Origin of the sequence: Rahnella ecdela, from assembly GCF_019049625.1 — a bacterium.
GTDB lineage: Bacteria > Pseudomonadota > Gammaproteobacteria > Enterobacterales > Enterobacteriaceae > Rahnella > Rahnella ecdela.
In genome coordinates this window covers 1-20176 of sequence record NZ_JAFMOY010000102.1, presented here as the reverse complement: position 1 = coordinate 20176, position 20176 = coordinate 1, and the positions used below count along the sequence as shown (strand labels likewise).

The window sequence follows — 20176 nt, the reverse complement described above, 5'->3', positions numbered from 1 at the left end:
TTAATTCGATAATAAAAATTTATAATACTCATCTTTATTCTTACCGGATGAAAGAATGGATTACTTAAAGTGCGTTGAATCCTTCATCAGCGCGACAGAGTCCGGCAGTTTTACCGCCGCTGCTGAAAAACTGGGCATTACGCCCGCAATGGTGGGCAAACATATCCAGATGCTGGAAAAACGCACCGGCTGCGTGCTGATTAACCGCACGACACGGCGTCAGGGGCTGACAGAAGCCGGGCACCGTTTTTATCTGTACGGCGTGCAGATCCTCGCGACCATCGAAGATGCTGATTCACTGGCCCGGCATCTCAACGAAGAAATCACTGGTCTGCTGCGTATCAGCGCGCCAGTTTCGTTCGGGCAAAGGATCCTGACGCCGATATTGTCCACCTTTTTGCAGCATTTTCCCGCCGTGAATGCCTGTCTAGTGCTGAGCGACAGGCGCGTGGATCTCATTGAGGAACGCTTCCAGATAGCCATCCGCATTGGCAGCCTGCAGGATGAAGGCTATATCGCCGTGCCGCTTCCGCCCTATGAAATGGTGCTGGCGGCATCGCCTGCTTACCTGGATAAACATGGCACGCCTGAGGTTCCGGCTGACTTATCCGGCCATAACTGCATCAGTTTCAGCCAGTGGCGTGCCGAGCATACCTGGCCGCTGAACGGCCCTCAGGGGTTGGTTGATGCACAGGTTTCCCCGCGACTCACCGTCGATTCCGGCGAAGCTATTCGTCAGGCCGCCTTATCCGGGCTTGGGATCGTCATGCATTCCTGCGTGATGTTGCAGGAAGATATCGATGCCGGAAGACTGCGCCGCGTGTTACCCGATTACGCGCCGGTTCCCAGACCCATGCATTTGTTGCGACTTCCCAATCGCCCCGCACCTCTGGTTTCGGCATTCTTTGAGCACTTCATGGCCGAGCTGGCAAGGTCCTGAAAACATAGCAGGATCTTATTGAACGCAGGGCTCAAATCCATAAAACTGCTGTGCGGGTTCATGCGAATATTCACGCCTTACACACCTCCACGGAAATAAAACATGACGACCTTAAATGAACGCCTTGAGTGGCGCTATGCCACCAAAAAATTTGATGCCACTAAAACAGTAGATACTGAAAAACTGGAACGCATTCTCGAAGCGGTTCGTCTGGCACCGACCTCCAGCGGCCTGCAACCGTTCGAACTGTTTGTCGTCACCAATCCGGACATCCGCGCCAAAATCCGCACTGTGTCCTGGGATCAGGCACAGGTCACCGACTGCTCACATCTGCTGGTGTTTGCTGCGTGGGATGACATCACACCAGAACGTGTGCATATGATGTTTGACCTGACCAACGACATCCGTGGCTTTAAAAACGAAGGTTGGGAAAACTACCGCCAGATGCTGCTCGGCATCGTCGCAGATCGCGGCACCGAAGCGAATTATCAGGCCGCTGCACGTCAGGCTTACATTGGTCTGGGCGCAGCGCTGATCGCAGCCGCCTTTGAAGAAGTCGATGCCACCCCGATGGAAGGTTTTGATCCCGTTGCCGTTGATGAAATCCTCGGCCTGAAAGACAAAAACTTACGCAGCGTGGTCATGCTGCCGCTGGGCTATCGTGCAAACCAAGGTGACTGGCTGGTCAACCTGAAAAAAGTACGCCGCAGCCGCGAGAACTTTGTGACCGAGATTAAATAAGCCGGTTACGTCCCCTCTTCTCCGTGGTATTGCGGGTAAGAGGGGCAGCGTCAAACACCCTTCCCGCCCGATATCAGATTAACTCTCCTTAATCTGCCCTGAAAACGCCGCTAAAATGATCTCGCAGGCCGAAGTGACAACGGGCTGCTACGTTTAAAGAAAACAACCGGGGTTAAGATGAAGGAACAAGACGAGAAAACCAGTCTGATCGGGCTGGCCATCGGCGCAGCGGTAATGGGCCTGATTGCCAGCGGAAAAACCATAAACAGTTACAGCATCACCGAGGAACTTCGCAGGCTGGGTCGCAAAAAAGGCGACGGACTGGAGGATGAAATTTTTGTGAAAGCAGCGGAACTGGTTAGCAAAGGATTATGATCGCCCCGCCCGGCTCAGGCCCTGATCTGGCCTGAGCCCATTTTCCTGATGACAACCCGGCACGTTCTGTGCAGGATGAGTTTTTTCTTTCCGGGGATCATTCATGAGCGCAAAAACGGCATCGCTTGAAAGCCGTATCCGGCAACAATGGGATCAGCTTTCGTTGCACGAGCAACGTTTAGCCGATGTCCTGTTAGCCGCGCCGGGCCAGTTAGCAATGAATACCGCGACGGAACTGGCACAAAGCGCTGGCGTATCCAAAGCCACTGCTACGCGGTTCTTTCGCCATATCGGTTATGAAAGCTACGACGCGGCCCGCCGTCAGGCGCGTGAAATGCAAAACAGCGGCTCGCCGTTGTATCTTCAGGCAGCGCCCAGCGCTTCGCCCTTCGGTACACTGATTCAAAACCATCTGGAAAAAGAGATTTCCAGCCTGGTTAACACCTTCCGTTCACTGGAAGACGACCAACTGGAAGCCTGCGTGGAGGCCATCGCTAATGCCAGACGCGTAGTCGTCATGGGTTGGCGTCACAGCCAGACTATCGCCATGCTGATTTACCGCGACCTGATCCACATTCATCCTGACGTACGCCTGCTGCCGCGGGCCGGAGATTCGCTGGCAGAGCATCTGGCCACTCTCGGCCCGCAGGATGTGGTTATCTGCGTCGGACTGCGCCGCCGGATGCCTGTGCTGGAAACGGCCATGAGCGCCCTTGCCGACATGCAGGTGCCGATGCTGTATATCTCCGATGTGTTAGCCGGTAAACCCGCGAAATACGCCAGCTGGGTGTTGCGTTGCCACACCGACGTAAACCTGATTTTCGACAGCACCGTGGCGCTTTCCGGCGTCTGTAACCTGCTCTGCTCACTGGTCGCCCGCAGCATGGGAAAAACCGGCAGCTACCATCTTGCCTCCATCGAAACCCTGCATCAGAGCCTCGAAGAGCTGGAGTGATGCGCCACGCTGGCGCACCGTTTACACATTTCATCCCCAAAGCAGTGCAGCGGCAGACCTTTCTGCCGCTTTCCCCTTTCCGCTTATGAAATCAGTGAAATTAAAATATCAATTTAAGAAACGTTTGTTTCTCATTGATTAGTGGAGAAAAAATCGTTTCACATCAAATCCTCATTGCGACTGAGTTAAAAAGTGGCATGGAAACTGCTCTGGTATGAGTGACATTTCACCAACACCAGGGAAACACCATAATGAAAAAAATAGCATTGCTGATCGCCGCTTTAGTCACTGTTGGCGCGGCTGCCACGGCACAGGCTGACACGCTGTCAGACATCAAAAGCAGCGGCAAAATCACCGTCGGTATCGACCCGACCTTTCCTCCCTATGAGTTCACTAACGATAAAGGCGAGATCACCGGTTACAGTGTGGCGATCATGCAATCGTTCGCCAAAGATCTGGGCGTGAAATTGGAATTTCAGAAAACCGCGTTCAGCGGCATTCTGCCGGGCCTGATTTCCGGTGCCTTCAATGCTGAAGGTTCATCCCTTAACGTCACTGCCGAACGCGCCAAAAAGGTGCTGTTCACGGTGCCTTACAGCAAAACCGTTAACGGCGTGCTGGTGCGTGAAGGTGACGTTAAAAAATTCAGCGGCAAAACCCTGTCACCGGAACAGTTGTCCGGCCTGAGCGGTGCCGTGAAAAGTGCCAGCGTACCGGAGCAGTTGCTGAAAGGTTTTAACGAAACGCTGACCAAAGAAGGTAAAAAACCGATCACCATCATCAGCGTCGATACGCTGGATCAGACTGTCAGCACGCTGATGACCAAACGCGCCGATTTCGTATTTGACGATATTTCCGTGCTCGCACCGATCGTTAAAAAATATCCGAACAAAGTGGCTCAGGTCGGCGAAGCCGGTCCGTCTCAGTGGATGGCGTGGGCTACCCGTAAAGACGACACCAGTCTGAACAAAGCCATCAGTGAACATATTCTGGCGATGCAGAAAGACGGCGAACTCACCCATCTGCAAAAACAATATCTCGGCACCACCTTTACAGTGCCTGCCAGCGATTTCATTCCCCAGGAGTAAGTTATGTGCCAATCCCTGCTGACGGTGCCCGCCGGTCATGGCAAAACCTTTACCGTGAACAAAGGGCAATTTATTACCGTCATTGATGCCGAAGGTCAGCAAGCCGCCGATTTTGTGGCCGTGAACGCCGCTGACCTGAATGAAAAACTGTCGCCGGTGCATACGCGTCAGCATCTGCGCTCACTGTTCTTCAAACCGGGAGACGCGCTGTGGTCGAGTGAAAACCGTCCGATGCTGCGAATCGTCACTGACACTATTGGTATTCATGACGCCAATGTTCCGGCCTGTGACCGCACGCGTTTCAGTATCGATTTCGGCGTAGAAGGCCACCGTAACTGCGTCGATAACCTGCTCGAAGGCATGAAGGCACATGGCGTGACCTATTTCTGTCTGCCGGAACCGTTCAATTTGTTCCAGAACGGGCCTGTCACTGCCGATGGCCGTATGGAAGTGACCGATCCAAACAGCAAAGCCGGTGACCGCATTGTGTTTGAAGCACTGTGTGACCTGATTTGTGCCGTGTCGTCCTGCCCGCAGGACATCATTCCCGGCAACGGTTTGCAGGTGACGCCAATTGATATTCAGGTCAGCAACCATTACCACGCGGAGGTTCCACATGCTGTTGATGCGTGAGGCCTGGGCCGAAAACGAAGTTCGTCCGCTGGCAGCGCCGGTGGAAATCAAAGCAGGTGAAACGGGTTCCATCCGCGTGCTCCGCGGGCAGTTACTGCGCATCACGGCAATGGGCGAAGGCGCCGTGGCCTCGCTGTTTGGTTTTAGCCTGAGCGACCCGGCGGTCTGGCTGTCGGTGCATCATACCCGCGTATTCAGTAACAGCTATCTGCTGGGTTCAGGAATGCGTCTGGTGAATAACCGCCGTCGTCCGGTGATGGTGCTGGGTAAAGACAGCGTAAAACGTCATGACCTGTTGCTGCCGGGATCGACCACCGCGTGGCTTGCAGAGCGCGGTTATCAGGGCGACGGCTGTATCGAATCGGTCAGCGCGGAACTGGCACGGCTGGGCATGAACGTGCCCAAATTGCCGGATCCTATCAATCTTTTTATGCATGTCCGGCTGACGCGTGAAGGCGATATTTTGCCGGAAACCAACCGCACGCAGCCGGGGGACAGCATCACCTGTCGCGTGGTTGCTGACACCCTGTTTGTCGTTTCGGCCTGCTGTACGGGCATTGAAGGTAACGATAGACCGGCTCCGCTGCGAATTTCTGTGGCGGAAAATCTGTCAGCATTTGACGAGGAATAACGCATGTTGGGGCTGGACGAACAGGTGATTGCAGCACTTCCCGAATTAGGGCACGGCCTGCTGATGACGCTGACGCTTACCGTACTCGCGGCGCTGCTGAGCCTGATATGCGGGCAAATCATCTGCTTTATCCAGCTGCGTAATGCCTGGTTCTGGCGCGCTATCGGACGTTTATATGTCAGCCTGATGCGCGGCACACCGGCCATCGTGCAACTTTTCGTGGTGTTTTTCACCCTGCCGCGTCTGGGGCTTGGCGGTCAGCCGATGCTGGCAGCGGTACTGGCGATTGGCCTGAACAGCGGCGCATATGTCGCGGAAATCCTGCGTGTTAATCAGAGTCTGGTCACACGCGGACAGCGTGAAGCTGCACGTACGCTGGGGCTGAACCGCTGGCTGACGTGGTGGTACGTGATTAATCCACAAGTGATCCGCGCCAGCCTGCCGATGCTGGTCAATGAGTTTACGATTTTGCTCAAAACCACGCCGCTGGCATCTGTCGTGGCGCTGACCGAACTGACCTATGCCGGACAAATCGTGATTGCCCGCACTTACGATGCCACACAGGTGCTGTTGCTGGTGTCCGCAGGTTATTTGCTGATCGCCCTGCCGCTCATCAGCGCGGTGCGTCATCTGCAAGCGAAACGGAGGACGACGTAATGGACTGGCAGGCAATTCTCACCTCATTACCGTCGCTCGGCGCGGGCATGATTGCCACGCTTAAACTCTGCGCGATTGCGGCAATATGCTCGCTGTTGTGGGGCACGCTGATGGCAGTTGCCCTGATGCGAGCCCCGCCTTTCTGGCAACGGTTACTGCATGTTTACACCAGCCTGACGCTGGCGCTTCCGCTGCTGATTGTCATCTATCTGCTTTATTTCGTGCTGCCGGAATACGACATCACCTTTACCTCGCCGCAGGTCGGCGTTCTGGCGCTGACCTTGTATTACGCGCCGTACATCGCGCAGGTGATTCGCTCAGCAATAGAGATGTTACCGCGCGGCCAGTGGGAGGCCTGCCGCGTTTTAGGGCTGAGCCGCACGGAACAGTTGCGCGACGTGGTGTTACCACAAACGCTGCCGCAGATGCTCTCACCGCTGGTCGGACTGATGATCGGTCTGATTAAAGATTCCGCGCTGCTGTCGATTGTTTCGGTGCAGGAATTTATGTACGCCGCCAAACAGGCGATTTCTGATACTTACGCGCCGCTGGAGATTTATCTCACGGTCGCGCTTTGCTACTGGGTGCTGAACAGTCTGATTGACTGGCTGGCGCGCCATATTGAATTTCGCATGACGCGCTATCGTCGCGGCATGCAACATTAACCAGGAGAAAAAAATGTCGGCTGAATTTGAGCATCGTGACATCCAGTTAATAACCGCCCGCCACGGTAAAGCCGTGCGTCTGGCGAAAGGCGAAGCCGTTCAGGTGGTGAACCTGCATGGTACACAAGTGGTGGATTGCTGGGCGTATAACGCTGCGGATGTCACTGAATATATGAGTATGGAAGCGACACGTGTCTGGAACCAGCGGCTGAATCCGCAGGTCGGCGACAGCTTTATCACCAGCCAGCGCCATCCGATTCTGACGCTGGTCGCCGATACCTCACCGGGCGTACACGACACCTTTATGGCCGCCTGCGATGCCCGTCGCTATGAGTTGCTCGGCTGCACAGAACCGCACCGCAACTGCCACGATAATCTGTTTGAAGGCATGGCTGAACTGGGGGTGAAACTGCCGCACGGTAATCTGGCTTCGTTCAACATCTTCATGAACATTCAGGTACAACCGGATGGCCGCACGCTGAAAACGCTGCCGGTCGTCACGCGTCCGGGTGATTACATTATCCTGCGCGCCGAAATGGATTGCTACGTCGCCTTCTCCGCCTGCCCGCAGGACATCGTCAGCATTCAGGGTCAGGGCGACAACACCCCGCGCGATGCCGAACTTCGCATTCTGACGTCTGGTTTCCCGCAGGTGAAATTACAGGGGGCGTGGGTACCGGTAGGGGTTTAGTGATCGGTGATTTGTTGGAGAGAGAGTAAATCCACGCGGATGCGTGGGTTTATTAACACCCTCTGGTCCCTGTGATCAACTCTATACTGATTTCATGATAGCCCCAGACAGTACTGTATTGTTCGTTGTCACACGTTTTCGGGTCAGGGATATAATTCGACCAGTCAAACCGCCACACCAGGCCATCTTTACGTTTGGTGTATCCCTTGCTGATAAAAAATTGTTCTATTATTTTTTCAGCAGCAGGTACGTCTGCAACATCACTCCAGGTAATGCTTCGCTGAAAATAGCCATAGTTATCATCCCCTTCACTATAATACGTGATTCTTCCTGGAATGTTTGGCGGCTCCATAAACAAATCCGGCGTAATGAAGTAGTAATGCACGTAATCTGAACGGGAATACTCTCTACCGTCAAAGGTGTCAGCAGTTTTAATAAAAACATACACACAACCAGAAAACAAAAGAGCAAGAACGAGAATTGACCATTTAATTAACTTAACTATTATTTTAATCATAAAAACCTCCCCGATAGCGCTCAAAACCATAATTATCACCTCCTTGCATGAGAAAAAATTTATCTTGCGAAATTTTTGGTGCTTTCATCAGCAGAGAAGGTGTTAATAGATAGTAATCAAAAATATTAGATTGCGTGTACGTTTTACCATCGGGGGTATAGATAGCCATTAAGTAAATATAAAATATGAAGAACAGAGGGATTACAAAATGCGTTAATATTACGCGTCTGAAAAATTCGTAGGACATGACATAAACCTTTTATTGATAACTAGCAGCCTCTTGAAATGCTGATCAGCTCAATGCTGATCGAATTATGTCCCCATACAGTGCTGTATTGTTCACTGGCACAGGTGTCAGGGGTGACGAAAATATTTGACCAGTAAACGCTCCAAACTTTACCACCATGTCGCTCTGTGAATCCTTTATCGATGAAAAATTGCTCTATTTTTTTTGTGCAGCTGGGACATCAGCAACGTTCTCCCACGTGACGCTGTTAATTTCATATCCATAGTCATCATCACCTTTGGCATAATAATTGACAGTATCAGATAATCTCGGCGCACTTTTAAGAAGCCCTGGGGTTATAATGTAATAATACGTCCATTTGTTTTTTGTATAGAACTTTCCGTCAAAAGTCTTGAGAAATATGAAAGAAGTCAGGAGAAACAGGAAGATGAGGATGAATATAAAAATGAGAAGGCATAGAAATATCTTTTTTAGCATTTTTTTCGACTTTCCCTCTTAAAGACACATAAATCTCTCTGTTCAATAAATTTTTGTCTTCAAAAAAAATAGTTACTTGGTAATTTGGCAAAGCGATTAGAGATGAATTTATTAGAAAACTCGCCTAAAGAAACAGGCTGATGACAAACGTTTGAGCGCGGTGGGTGCTGTATGTGAGGGCGAGAAGAAAGATTTGATCCTGATGTGAGACCTGATATTTATTTCCCATAGAGTCATAAGTTCCGCAACCCTGCGATATCAGCCCTTGTTTTTCACCGGTTAAGGTCATATAAATCAAATTAGCCATGATATAACTCCTTTTAGTTCCAGAGTTTATAACTCAGCGAATAGGCTTAAACAAATACTAGATATCAATACCAATTAAAATAATAATTCATAAGAATTATATCTCTGTGACTTCACTAAAGTGATAACGACAACGTATTATTTCTACGAATGAATTACATTAATAATCGTTTGAAAAAACAGAGCTTATTAACCCTTTAAGGGAATATTCTTAAAGGGTTAACATTAGTGATTTCATTTATTACGTAATGGCTATTCCGGTTTTACAGCCCTTTCAAGCGCCGTTTTTAATTCATTTTCTGTCATACGCACACAATAAGTCGGCATACCGCGCTCAAAGCGCCAGCCTTCGGAAAGTGCGCCTGCATCCAGGGCGTCAAAACCAAAAGCGTCATACAGTGCAATGACTGCCTTTTTCGTTTCAGGATCATCACCTGCCAGCGGCAGAGCGCGACGTTGCGCATCACCGGAGGGCAGACCATCGCTTTCGAGATCGGTCATCTGAATCGCATTAAAAGCTTTAGTGACTTTCGATTGCGGCAGAAAACCGGCGAGATATTCACTGGTTGTGGTGCTCCGGTTATCCAGCTCAGCGACCTGCCCGTCGCGCTCTGGATAGTAATTTACAGCATCGATCACCGGTTTACCGGCAATCTCTGCCACCGGCAGTTGCCCGATAGCCGTCAGCGGCACGGCGATCACCACGATATCGCCAAAAGAAGCGGCTTGCGTGGCTGTACCGATTTCACAACCGATCATAGGCTTGAGGCTGAACAATGTCTGCGGCCCGCGTGAATTACTGAGCATGACCTGATGGCCGGCTTTGATCGCCAGTTTAGCCACCGCTCTCCCCACAAACCCTGCACCAATAATGCCTATTTTCATGATTCTCACCTTTCATTTTGCTGTCGATGGGGTAAGAATAATTCCACACTCAGTATTGATAAATCACCATCGTTGCCACAAACAAACAACATACAAGAGGGAATCATGGATCGTTTAACCAGCATGAATGTGTTCGTCAGAACCGCCGATCTGGGTTCTTTCGCGGCAGCGGCAGAAGCGTTGCGCATTTCTCCGCAGATGGTGGCAAAGCATATTGCGCGGCTGGAATCCCGGCTGGGGACGTTGCTTATCAACCGCACAACGCGTCGTCAGCATCTGACAGACATCGGGCGCAGTTATTATGAGCGCTGTAAAATCGTGCTCTCTGAGGCCGAAGCTGCGGATGCCATCGCACTGGAAATGAAAGTTACGCCCTCCGGTACGTTGCGCGTGAATGCGCCGGTGACGTTCGGCACATCGTCTCTTGCGCCTTTCATCACGCATTATCTGGCGCTGTTTCCCGAAACGCAGGTAGAACTGACACTCAGTGACCGGATGGTCGATCCGGTTGAGGAAGGCTATGAAGTGATCCTGCGCATAGGAGAACTCAGCGACAGCCAGATGATTGCTTATCCGCTGCGCCCGTACCGGCTGATTGCCTGCGCTTCTCCCGGTTATCTCGCGCAAAATGGCGTACCGGAAACACCTGCAGAACTGGCCGCGCATTCTTGTCTGGTTTACGGCATATGGTCACCTCAGGCACCCTGCCGCTGGCAATTTCACAAAGACGGTAAGATGCATGAAATCCAGCCTGAAGGCCGCCTGCGTTCTAATGACTGGCGAGCGCTGTTGCACGCCGCCGTCAGCGGATATGGGGTTACACTGGGTCCGTCAGATGTTCTGAGAGAAGAGATCGATGCGGGACGGTTGGTTCAGGTGTTACCCGACTACGAAGGACCTTCGCGACCGATGCATGTTCTGACACCGGCGGGTTTACGCCAGACGGTGAAGATCCGCAGTTTTATTAAGGCGGTGCAGAAGGCATTTGGTTAAAAGGATAAAAATGCTGATCTTAGTGTCAGCAATTTTTCATACACGTATTTATCACCAGACTCACTTGATTTTCAGAAGGAATAATAAAATACCGTTCTCCAAGTTTATACCGCGCCTCAACATCGATACCACTCTCAACCAGATAGAGTTTTAGTATTTTCACTGCCTGCGGTACGTCATTTACCTGAGACCAGGTTACCTTTTCCTCTAAAAGGGTATTTTCGTCACCACCTTGCACATAATAAAGCGCATTATTAGAAATCTGAGGAGCATTTTTAATAATGCCGGGCGTCAGGTAGTAATAATCAAACCAGTTTGATTTACGATATTTTTTTCCGTCAAAGATATAACCAAATAGGAAAAAATTGAAAACCATGCATAATAAAAGTCCAACGGACAACATTACAAAAAAGTAACCAAACCACTTAATTAATTTTTGCACACCACCCTCCACTCTCATTATAATTAACTCACCAGGTTGAGTACCTAAAATGGAGCTGGTAATATCGCTGCGTTTGCTCATATATTTCCAAAGTTATTAAAACAGATTACAACAATCTGTTAACCGAATTGTCAACGAAATGACGTTGCCAAGCATAATAGCTTATTAATCACCGTGTAAACATCTGAGGTTATATCGCAACATTTTGGCGTAAACAAATATTAAAAATCCATGAATTACGCTAACTGATTTGCTCAGACTATAATCTTAAAAGGAATGACAACGAATTTGTTTCCATAAAAAAACCCACGCTCTCACGTGGGTTTTATCGTTTTAAAGCGTTCACACTCTGACGATTAATGCTTTGCCAGCGCCGCCGCATTTTTACCGGCGAGGATACCGAAGATGATGATATCAGCGACGGCGTTACCGCCGATGCGGTTCGCGCCGTGGATGCCGCCGACCACTTCGCCAGCCGCCCAGGCACCGGTGATCACCTGTTTTTGCGCATCAAGCACGGCGGTATCGGGGTTGATGGTAACACCGCCCATGGTGTGATGCACGCCCGGTGCGATGCGAATGGCAAAGAACGGCCCCTGATTAAGCGGATGACGCAGCGCCGTGGTGCGCCCGAAATCTTCGTCCTTTTTCTCCACCACAAACAAATTGTAGCGTAGCAAGGTTTCGGAAAGCGTCTGCGGATCCATATTCAGTTTCACCGCCAGCTCTTCCGGCGTTGGGGCGCTGATCACAAAGCCTTTGGCGATATACTCGTCGGCGGCCTTGTTATTGGCACGCACCTGTTCGTCGAAGATGACCCAGGCACTTTTCTCCGGCAACGCGATGATTTCCGCTGACACTTTGTCACGCGTTTCCATCTCGTTATAGAAACGCTTTCCGGCCTGACTGACCAGGATCGCGCCGCCGCCACGAATGGCTTCGGAGATCAGATAAGACGTGGTCTGCTCCACCGTCGGGTGGATCTGAATTTCGCCCATATCCACGGTGTCTGCGCCCAGTTTTTGCAGCATGGCGATCCCGCTGCCGGTCGCGCCCGGATGGTTGGTCGTTACAAAACCATCGAGTTCAGGACGATATTTCACCACCATCTCGCGGTTGGCACTGAAACCACCGGTGGCGACGATCACGCTTTTCGCATTCAGAATGCGGCTGTCGTTATATTCATCCACGACTTTCACGCCGGTCACCACGCCATTTTCAGACAGGATTTCGGCCACGGACGTTTCCAGCAGCACTTCGATATCGCGCTTGTTGATGTTTTTCACCAGACCGCTTATCAGGAAGCCACCCACGGCAGAGCGATCTGCCGGACGGTGCGTACGGTCGATGCTCATCCCGCCAGTGATAGTGATGTCGTTCAGCTCAATTTCTTTCGCGGCCAGCCACTCGACAGCTTCTGGTGCCAGCTCAACAAACTCACGCAGCAGAACCGGGTTGTTTTTGAACTTGCCGCCTTTCAGCGTTTCGTCATAGAACAGATCCTTGCTGTCTTCGATGCCTTTCAGTTTCTGGAAACGCGTTTCTGCCGCGTTCATTCCGACGGAAGCTTTAATGGTGTTACCGCCGATAGTCGGCATTTTTTCGATAATCACCACGTGTGCGCCTTCATCATGCGCCTGAATGGCCGCTGCCAGCCCTGCGCCGCCGCTGCCGATGACCACAACGTCGAAGTTTTGCGGTGCCTGCGGATTACCGCCTTCTTCAATCACATGCTCTTTGCTGGATGTCGCCAGCGCGCGCGAAACGGCTTTTTTCAGCGCCTCACTCTGGGTGGTCGCGCCGGTAATGGCATCGACGTGCGGACTGTTAGCCACCAGCATACGGGTACGCAGGCTTTCAAACGTGGTGGTGAAATCGACGTCCAGCGAGTCGTCTTTGACCAGCGCGATGTCAGTGATACGGTCGGTGTCGAGCGTGACGCTGATTTTCAGCTTCAGTGCTTCGGCCTCAACTTTCTCCTGATAAACGCCCGCTTTATATTTACGGCCAGTCACGCTGGTGTCGCGGATCATGGCGTCAACCAGTGAGAAGCGCCACAGCGGTTCAGGGATATTCAGTTCTTCGCGCTTATGGCTGTCGATGAACAATTCGAGGTGATCGTTATTAATAATGCGATCCGCCCAGTCCGGATAGGCGATGCAGGCTTTCCCGACGGCAATCAGATCAAAGCCGTATTCCAGCCCTTTCTCGGCATCGGCTTTGTTGATCACACCGCCGACGCCAATAACCGGCACTTTGGCCAGCGTTTCAGAACGCATGGCGCGGAATTTAGTGATGAGCGGCGTCGGATCCTGCGTATCAACAATGGAAGGACGCAGCAGCTGGCCGACCGAGAAATGCACGTAGTCCAGCCCGCGCGCAGCGAGTTTTTCCAGCAGGTACATGGTGTCGTCGAAACGGATGCCGGGAACTTCCAGCTCTTCCGGCGAGAAACGGTAGCCGATAATAAAGGAGTTATCAGCGAAGCGTTCCGCCATCTTATGGGTGATTTCCAGGACTTCCAGCGGGAAACGGGCGCGTTTGTCACGGTCGCCGCCCCACTTGTCAGTGCGCTGGTTGGAGTTCGGTGAATAGAATTGCTGGATCAGATAGGTGTTAGCGCCGTGGATTTCCACACCGTCGAATCCGGCTTTAATAGCACGGTTAACCGCATCACCAAATTTGGTGATCATGGTTTCTACTTCTTCACCGGTCAGCTCTTTTGGCTGAGTCGCGCCTTCACGCGGTGCGGCGATGGCACTTGGCGCAACCGGCGTGCGTCCGCCGATCAGTTCAGGCTCCACCATTCTGCCGCCGTGATAAATCTGCAAAATCGCTTTCGAGCCTTTGGATTTAATGGCATCTGCAATTTTCTTTAGACCGGAAATCTTGTTGTCGCTGTCGATGGCAATCGCGCCGGGAAATGCCGGGCCCATACGGTCAATGAAGCAACATTCAACGATGATGGTGCCGATGCTGCCGGCCCGGTCGCGGTAATATTCCACCAGCTCACTGGTGACGGTGCCGTCGTAGAAGCCGGTACAGGTAGTCATAGGTGCCATCAGCAGACGGTTTTTCAATACCGCACCGTTAGGCAGCGTGAGCGGATTAAGTACCGGGGTCAGCTTATTCATTGTGATCAACTCCGAAATTTACAGGTCTTGGATTTTTCTGTGGCCGCATTACTTACCCTTCTTTACCTTCTTCAATACCTTTACTAAGGGGGAGAAGAACCAGGTTTAATTAAGCATTGCGCAGCAGGTGACGAATTAATAGAAATCTGGTGGTTCATTTATTAGCATTACGCGATGAAATAGGCGCTATAAACGTTCTGAAAGCAGGAGTTGTTTATTTATCGGGCATGGAAATCCATACCATCCTCAAGTGTTAATGATGAGTTGACAAAAATCAACTTTAGATTAACATAAAAAATCTCGCCTGCAAAATCAGCAAGTTGACCTCGGAAGTTGGCGTTTACGTAGATTTACTCTACATTCACATAAGCAGCTGTATTTGAAAAAAATAGTCGGGAAAAATAACCACACTTTCTGTAATGAAATATAACGGAATATAAGTGAACTCATCACCTCAGTTACCCTAAGAATAATAGTAACGACTTAATTTCGTCACACAGGATCCATCTTCATTACGTACCGCTTAACACATTTTCGTTAAAGAATAATTAATGGTTTTCAGGAACAGAAAACAATCGTAACCAACCGGGGCGCAAGGCTCACTCTCAATTACGGGCAGAAAATTTATGAAACCCACATCCAGTTTGAATGATCCCAACGTGGCGGTACCGCCACAAAAGGGGCAAAAAAAGCATCTGATCATGCTCTTTCTGCCGGTGCTGGTGGCCGTGCTGTTATTGCTGACGCCAGTACCCGCAGGCCTTGAGCCTTATGCATGGCACTTCTTCGCTATTTTCGTCGGGGTGATTGTCGGATTGATTTTCGAACCGCTGCCGGGCGCGGTGATTGGCCTGACCGGCGTGGTAGTGATCGCCCTCTTCAGTCAGTGGCTGCTGTTCAGCCCGGAAGAAATCGCCAACCCTAAATTTAAAATGCCGACTGAAGCCTTCAAATGGGCGGTGAGCGGATTTGGTAACTCGACCGTCTGGCTGATTTTCGGCGCATTTATGTTCGCCGCCGGTTATGACAAAACACAGTTTGGCCGTCGTCTGGCACTGATCCTGGTGAAATACCTCGGTCGCCGCAGCCTGACGCTGGGTTACGCGATTACCTTCGCTGATCTGTTGCTCGCACCATTTACTCCGTCCAACACTGCGCGCAGCGGCGGGACGATTTATCCGATCATCGCCAACCTGCCGCCGTTGTACGGCTCCAAGCCGAATGACCCGAGCGCGCGTAAGATCGGTTCGTATCTGATGTGGGTCGCGATCACCGCAGCCTGTATTACCAGTTCGATGTTCCTGTCTGCACTCGCGCCGAACCTGCTGGCGCTGGCATTAGTCAAAAGCATCACCGGCTTTACGATTTCCTGGGGCATGTGGTTCCTGGCGTTTCTGCCGCTCGGCGTGCTGCTGATCCTGACCATGCCGCTGCTGGCCTACTGGTTCTATCCGCCGGAAGTGAAGATCAATGACGAGGTGCCGCGCTGGGCGAAAAGCGAACTCGATAAACTGGGCAAGCTGTCGCGCAACGAAATCCTGCTGCTGATCTTCGTGTGCTCTGCACTGCTGATGTGGATTTTTGCCGCTGCCTGGATTGAACCGGCAATGGCTGCCCTGCTGGTCGTGGTGCTGATGCTGTGGACCGGCGTGCTGAACTGGAACGATATCACCAGCAACAAACCGGCCTGGAACACCTTCGCGTGGTTTGCGACGCTGGTGGCTCTGGCGGATGGTCTGGCCCGAGTCGGATTTATCGCCTGGCTGGGTAAAGAAGGTGGTCAGTTACTCAATGGCTTCGACCCGCAGGTCGCCGCCGTCATGCTGCTGATTGCATTCTTCCTGCTGCACTATTTGTTCGCCAGTACCACGGCGCACACTACCGCGCTGCTACCGGCGATGCTGACCATTGCTGCGGCTATTCCGGGCATTAATATGCCGGTTTACTGCCTGATGATGGTGACCTCGCTGGGTGTGATGGGGATCATCACCCCTTACGGCACCGGCCCTAGCCCGATTTACTACGGCAGCGGCTATCTGCCAACCAAAGACTACTGGCGTCTGGGCACCATCTTCGGCGCTATCTTCCTCGGCGGCATGATGCTAATTGCCTATCCGTGGATGGTATTGATGTTCTGATATCCGGCTGAGCAATAAACAACGCGCCTGAGGGTATAACTCCGCAGGCGCGTTTTTTTATGGGTAAACAGGTCATGCCAAAGCCTGCGATGAGCAAACTTTCTTAATATGGACAGTTCGAATAGCAGAAACACTTAGACTTCAAGTGCAGCAAGAATGACGGTTTCCATTTTCTCCGGGGTGGTGAACGGTGCAAAACGCTTAAGCGGTTTGCCGTCGCGTCCGATCAGGAACTTAGTGAAGTTCCACTTGATCCGTCCACCCAGAACGCCGGGTAATTCCTCTTTCAGGTAACGAAACACCGGATGCGCTGCGGCGCCGTTGACCTCCACTTTCCCGAACATCGGGAAGCTCACACCGTAGTTGATGTGGCAGGTCTGCGCGATTGCGTCTGCATCGCCGGGTTCCTGTTTACCGAACTGGTTGCAGGGGAAACCAAGCACCACCAGACCTGAAGCGGCGAACTTCTTGTAGAGCGTTTCAAGGCCCGCGTATTGTGGCGTGAAACCGCAATGGCTGGCGGTATTAACCACCAGAACCAGCTTACCCGCATAGTCGGCCATAGAGACGAGCTGGCCACTCAGGCTGATGGCGGTCAGTTGATGAAAGGTGTTCATGTCAAAATCCTCAGAACAGATTTGGAGAGTCGAATCTGGTGACTGAAGTGTAGCTTTTAACACTCTCCGGCGGATCGATGTTCTTATCCGCTTCTGAAAAGCAAAAACGGCCAGTGGAATTCCGCTGGCCGTTTTATTATCTCAATACTGAATCACACCTGCGCCATACCGCCATCCACAAACAGTTCTGTGCCATTGATAAAGCTGGCGGCATCGGAGGCCAGGAACGCCACCACTTTGCCGATTTCTTCCGGTTCGCCCAGACGCCCCAGCGGCACCTGCGCCGCAAGCGCATCGAACAATCCCTGACGGTGTTCATCAGGCACCAGCCCGCCAAGACCCGGCGTGCGTACCGGCCCCGGACTGACCACATTCACCCGAATACCGCGACCTTTCAGATCCAGCGCCCAAGAGCGGACAAAGTTACGCACCGCGGCTTTACTCGCGCTGTACACACTGAAACTTTCGGTGCCCTGAATGGAGGTTGTGGAACCGGTCAGGATCACCGATCCGCCTGCACGCAGCAACGGTAATGCTTTCTGCACAGTAAACAGCACGCCACGCACGTTGGTGCCAAAAATACGGTCGAAATGCTCTTCGGTGATTGCGCCCAGTGGCTGCATATCGCCGCCGCCGGCGTTGGCAAATAAGATATCCAGATGCCCTGCACTTTTGGCGATTTGCGCATAGACCGCATCAAGGTCGCTCAGCACTGAGGCATCCGCGCGAATACCCGTCGCAGCGCTGCCGATTTCGCTGACTGCCGCATCGAGTTCCGCCTGACGGCGGCCGGTGATAAAGACCTGCGCGCCCTGCTCAGCCAGTTCTTTTGCACTCGCCAGACCAATGCCGCTGGTGCCGCCGGTAACCAGTGCAACTTTTCCGTTCAGTAATCTGCTCATTTGCTTTCCTCAATATCAGTGGAGTTTCAGTGAGCCGCGTTTGCGGCATGGACTTACTGTAGTCCTGCAGGGTTTATTGAAAAATAGTGGAAAATGAAAATGACTATTCATGGCTGTGTATAATCAAAACATACTGACTGGCGGAGTAAACGGATGGATCAGCTGACAGCGATACGGGCATTTGCCCGCGTGGTGGAAGCCGGAAATTTTACCAGAGCGGCGGATTCTCTGGATATGCCCAATGCAACCCTGAGCAAACTGGTGCAGGAACTGGAAGCGCATCTCGGTGTGCGTCTGTTGCAGCGCACCACAAGGCGCGTGACGGTCACACCGGAAGGTCGAGGGTATTATGAAAAAACGGCGCGTATTCTGCGGGATCTGGAAGACATTGATACCTCGCTCAACGCGGCGCGCAGCAAACCACGCGGACTGTTACGCGTTGACGTCGGCGGTTCTACCGCGCGTGATGTTCTGATCCCCATGCTGCCGGACTTCATGTCGCGCTATCCGGATATCTGCCTCGATCTGGGCGTCTCCGACCGCCCTGTCGATCTCATCAGCGATAACGTGGATTGCGTGATCCGCGGTGGTCCGCTCGACAGCTCGTCGCTGATTGCCCGCAAGATAGGCGACGCAACACTCATCACTTGCGCGACCCCGACTTATCTGAAATCTTTCGGCACTCCGGCGTATCCCGATGAACTTAAAAACGGCCACCGGCTGGTGAGTTATGTCTCCTCACAAAACGGTCGCGCCTTCCCTTTTCGTTTTGAACGCGATGGCGAAAAAACAGAAATCAAAGTCGCGCACCGTGTCGGCGTAAACGAAAGCAATGCACATTTGGCAGCGGGACTGGCCGGACTCGGGATCATCCAGACATTCAGTTATTCAGCAAACAGCGCGCTGCGCGAAGGCACGCTGGTGGAAATCCTGAAAGAATGGCGTCCTGCGGTGTACCCGTTCCACGTGGTTTACCCGCAAAATCGCCACGTCCCCCAGCGCCTGAGGGTGTTTATCGACTGGCTGCTGGAAGGGTTTGCGGGAAAAGTTGGATGATGAACTGATAGGTTGATCGAACGTTAAGACGGGGACGGTACAACAGGAGGAATCAATGTCTCATTCATCATCGAGAGCAAGAGTTTTGGATGCCACAAGACCACTGGCACACAGAGCATCTCATGCCAGAAGCTGCGCGAACCATGTCAAACAGACTGGGGATATCCCGCAGTGAGCTTTTGATAAAAGTTGAGAACGGTTGCGGATCAAGTCTGGTTGCACCGCAAACTGAAGAAGTATGGATTTGGTGAGTTAAAACTGACTGAGATATCTGCCGCAGTTAGAGGAAACCACATGGCACCGCAGAAAGTCCTTCAAAAAGCCGGGTTGCAATACGTAAAAGAGATCCATGATGTGAAAGAGGCGCCACCAAGCCTGTTTTTTTCTCTCACACAGAGTGAATGGCTCAGACAATCAATGTGAGCGTATTTACTCTAAATCATGGATAGCTAACTGAAGCTAAAAAGCGCCCTGCGGCGCTTTGGAAATTAGTTGTTCTGGTACAAGTCCCAGCGATTTCCGTAGAGATCCTCAAATACAACCACCGTCCCGTACTCTTCCTCACGTGGCTCCTCGCAAAAATGAACGCCTGCGACCTTCATAGCGTCGTAATCGCGCCAAAAATCGTCAGTATGAAGGAAAAGAAACACCCGCCCGCCACACTGATTACCGATGAAGGTTTTTTGCATATCGTTTGAGGCGCGGGCCAGAAGAAGATTACAGCCGCTTTCCGGGTTAGGCGTCACAACCACCCAGCGCTTGCCAGGTTGAGGCGTGTCTTCAACAAGCGTAAACCCGAGCTTGCTTGTGTAATATTCAATCGCTCGGTCATAATCATCGACAACGATAGCCACATACCCCATACCTCTTTTCTGCGTTCTCAAAATCAACTCCATTCGTTTTGGGATCTGCCATTCACTCGAAATCACCATATCATTCGCTATGAATGCCCGCTACTGGCTGTGAGTTCAACGGGTCGACGCAACGCTATCCTTAAACAAGGGGGACGTTGCCATGAAACGAAGAACGCGCATTTACTACACGCCAGAACAGAAAGCGATTATCTGGGACAGGTATAAGCAAGGT

Annotated in this window: 22 protein-coding genes and 1 pseudogene; 14 read left to right on the top strand and 9 right to left on the bottom strand. The window is 51.8% G+C overall.

Annotation, left to right across the window (positions count from 1 at the left end; genetic code table 11):
• Positions 1-55: 55 nt before the first annotated feature.
• From J1784_RS02335 to J1784_RS02290, 10 genes are all read left to right on the top strand, one after another.
• The gene (locus J1784_RS02335; protein WP_217147853.1) at positions 56-940 is read left to right on the top strand and encodes a LysR family transcriptional regulator; all 885 of its coding nucleotides are present in this window, start codon (positions 56-58) and stop codon (positions 938-940) included.
• Between the two features lie 102 nt (positions 941-1042).
• Complete coding sequence (locus tag J1784_RS02330) at positions 1043-1681, top strand: NAD(P)H-dependent oxidoreductase (protein ID WP_217147852.1); 639 nt, start codon at positions 1043-1045, stop codon at positions 1679-1681.
• A gap of 177 nt (positions 1682-1858) precedes the next feature.
• Positions 1859-2056, top strand: a complete 198-nt coding sequence (locus J1784_RS02325; protein ID WP_217147851.1) for a hypothetical protein — start codon at positions 1859-1861, stop codon at positions 2054-2056.
• Positions 2057-2159: 103 nt separating this feature from the next.
• Positions 2160-3011, top strand: coding sequence for a MurR/RpiR family transcriptional regulator (locus J1784_RS02320; RefSeq protein ID WP_217147850.1), 852 nt, complete (start codon positions 2160-2162; stop codon positions 3009-3011).
• Positions 3012-3262: 251 nt separating this feature from the next.
• Entirely contained in the window at positions 3263-4099 is an 837-nt protein-coding gene (locus J1784_RS02315; RefSeq protein ID WP_217147849.1) for a transporter substrate-binding domain-containing protein, read from the top strand.
• A 3-nt stretch (positions 4100-4102) separates the two neighbouring features.
• Positions 4103-4732, top strand: coding sequence for a DUF1989 domain-containing protein (locus J1784_RS02310; protein ID WP_217147848.1), 630 nt, complete (start codon positions 4103-4105; stop codon positions 4730-4732).
• The gene (locus J1784_RS02305) at positions 4716-5363 is read left to right on the top strand and encodes an urea carboxylase-associated family protein (protein ID WP_217147847.1); all 648 of its coding nucleotides are present in this window, start codon (positions 4716-4718) and stop codon (positions 5361-5363) included. Before J1784_RS02310 ends, J1784_RS02305 begins: the two co-directional genes overlap by 17 nt.
• 3 nt (positions 5364-5366) lie before the next feature.
• Positions 5367-6020 (top strand): amino acid ABC transporter permease, encoded by a 654-nt coding sequence (locus J1784_RS02300; RefSeq protein ID WP_217147846.1) that lies wholly within the window; start codon positions 5367-5369, stop codon positions 6018-6020.
• Positions 6020-6685, top strand: a complete 666-nt coding sequence (locus tag J1784_RS02295) for an amino acid ABC transporter permease (protein ID WP_217147845.1) — start codon at positions 6020-6022, stop codon at positions 6683-6685. The genes J1784_RS02300 and J1784_RS02295 overlap by 1 nt, the downstream gene beginning before the upstream one ends.
• A gap of 13 nt (positions 6686-6698) precedes the next feature.
• Positions 6699-7376: a DUF1989 domain-containing protein gene (locus tag J1784_RS02290; protein ID WP_217147844.1), complete on the top strand. Its 678-nt coding sequence runs from the start codon at positions 6699-6701 to the stop codon at positions 7374-7376.
• Positions 7377-7428: 52 nt separating this feature from the next.
• Here the strand turns inward: J1784_RS02290 and J1784_RS02285 are convergent, their stop codons facing one another.
• The 4 genes from J1784_RS02285 to J1784_RS02270 form a co-directional block, all read right to left on the bottom strand.
• Positions 7429-7893: a hypothetical protein gene (locus J1784_RS02285; protein ID WP_217147843.1), complete on the bottom strand. Its 465-nt coding sequence runs from the start codon at positions 7891-7893 to the stop codon at positions 7429-7431.
• Positions 7886-8140, bottom strand: a complete 255-nt coding sequence (locus J1784_RS02280; RefSeq protein ID WP_217147842.1) for a hypothetical protein — start codon at positions 8138-8140, stop codon at positions 7886-7888. Before J1784_RS02280 ends, J1784_RS02285 begins: the two co-directional genes overlap by 8 nt.
• Positions 8141-8741: 601 nt before the next feature.
• Positions 8742-8924 carry a type VI secretion system tube protein TssD gene (tssD, locus tag J1784_RS02275; protein WP_217147841.1) on the bottom strand — a complete coding sequence of 61 codons (183 nt, stop codon included), beginning with the start codon at positions 8922-8924 and terminating at the stop codon, positions 8742-8744.
• A 251-nt stretch (positions 8925-9175) separates the two neighbouring features.
• A complete protein-coding gene (locus tag J1784_RS02270) occupies positions 9176-9808 on the bottom strand; it encodes an NADPH-dependent F420 reductase (protein ID WP_217147840.1) in 633 nt (210 codons plus the stop codon).
• A 105-nt stretch (positions 9809-9913) separates the two neighbouring features.
• Between J1784_RS02270 and J1784_RS02265 the strand changes: the two genes are divergently transcribed.
• The gene (locus J1784_RS02265) at positions 9914-10801 is read left to right on the top strand and encodes a LysR family transcriptional regulator (RefSeq protein WP_217147839.1); all 888 of its coding nucleotides are present in this window, start codon (positions 9914-9916) and stop codon (positions 10799-10801) included.
• Positions 10802-10826: 25 nt separating this feature from the next.
• On the opposite strand, the gene J1784_RS02260 is transcribed toward J1784_RS02265, so the two are convergent.
• Both J1784_RS02260 and J1784_RS02255 read right to left on the bottom strand, forming a co-directional pair.
• Positions 10827-11324, bottom strand: coding sequence for a hypothetical protein (locus J1784_RS02260; protein ID WP_238485351.1), 498 nt, complete (start codon positions 11322-11324; stop codon positions 10827-10829).
• 275 nt (positions 11325-11599) lie between these two features.
• Positions 11600-14377 carry a flavocytochrome c gene (locus J1784_RS02255; RefSeq protein ID WP_217147838.1) on the bottom strand — a complete coding sequence of 926 codons (2778 nt, stop codon included), beginning with the start codon at positions 14375-14377 and terminating at the stop codon, positions 11600-11602.
• Between the two features lie 626 nt (positions 14378-15003).
• Here J1784_RS02255 and J1784_RS02250 point away from each other — a divergent pair.
• On the top strand, positions 15004-16515 hold the full coding sequence (locus tag J1784_RS02250; RefSeq protein ID WP_217147837.1) for an anion permease: 1512 nt from the start codon (positions 15004-15006) through the stop codon (positions 16513-16515).
• A gap of 134 nt (positions 16516-16649) precedes the next feature.
• Here J1784_RS02250 and J1784_RS02245 read toward each other — a convergent pair whose 3' ends face one another.
• Positions 16650-17132, bottom strand: a complete 483-nt coding sequence (locus J1784_RS02245; RefSeq protein WP_217147836.1) for a glutathione peroxidase — start codon at positions 17130-17132, stop codon at positions 16650-16652.
• A gap of 152 nt (positions 17133-17284) precedes the next feature.
• Positions 17285-18034, bottom strand: coding sequence for an SDR family NAD(P)-dependent oxidoreductase (locus J1784_RS02240; protein WP_217147835.1), 750 nt, complete (start codon positions 18032-18034; stop codon positions 17285-17287).
• 153 nt (positions 18035-18187) lie between these two features.
• On the opposite strand from J1784_RS02240, the gene J1784_RS02235 reads away from it, so the two are divergent.
• Entirely contained in the window at positions 18188-19090 is a 903-nt protein-coding gene (locus J1784_RS02235) for a LysR family transcriptional regulator (RefSeq protein ID WP_217147834.1), read from the top strand.
• Between the two features lie 234 nt (positions 19091-19324).
• Positions 19325-19513, top strand: a pseudogene (locus tag J1784_RS02230) (GNAT family N-acetyltransferase); the annotation flags it as partial.
• Positions 19514-19578: 65 nt separating this feature from the next.
• Here the strand turns inward: J1784_RS02230 and J1784_RS02225 are convergent.
• On the bottom strand, positions 19579-19974 hold the full coding sequence (locus J1784_RS02225; RefSeq protein ID WP_217147861.1) for a VOC family protein: 396 nt from the start codon (positions 19972-19974) through the stop codon (positions 19579-19581).
• Between the last annotated feature and the right edge of the window lie 202 nt (positions 19975-20176).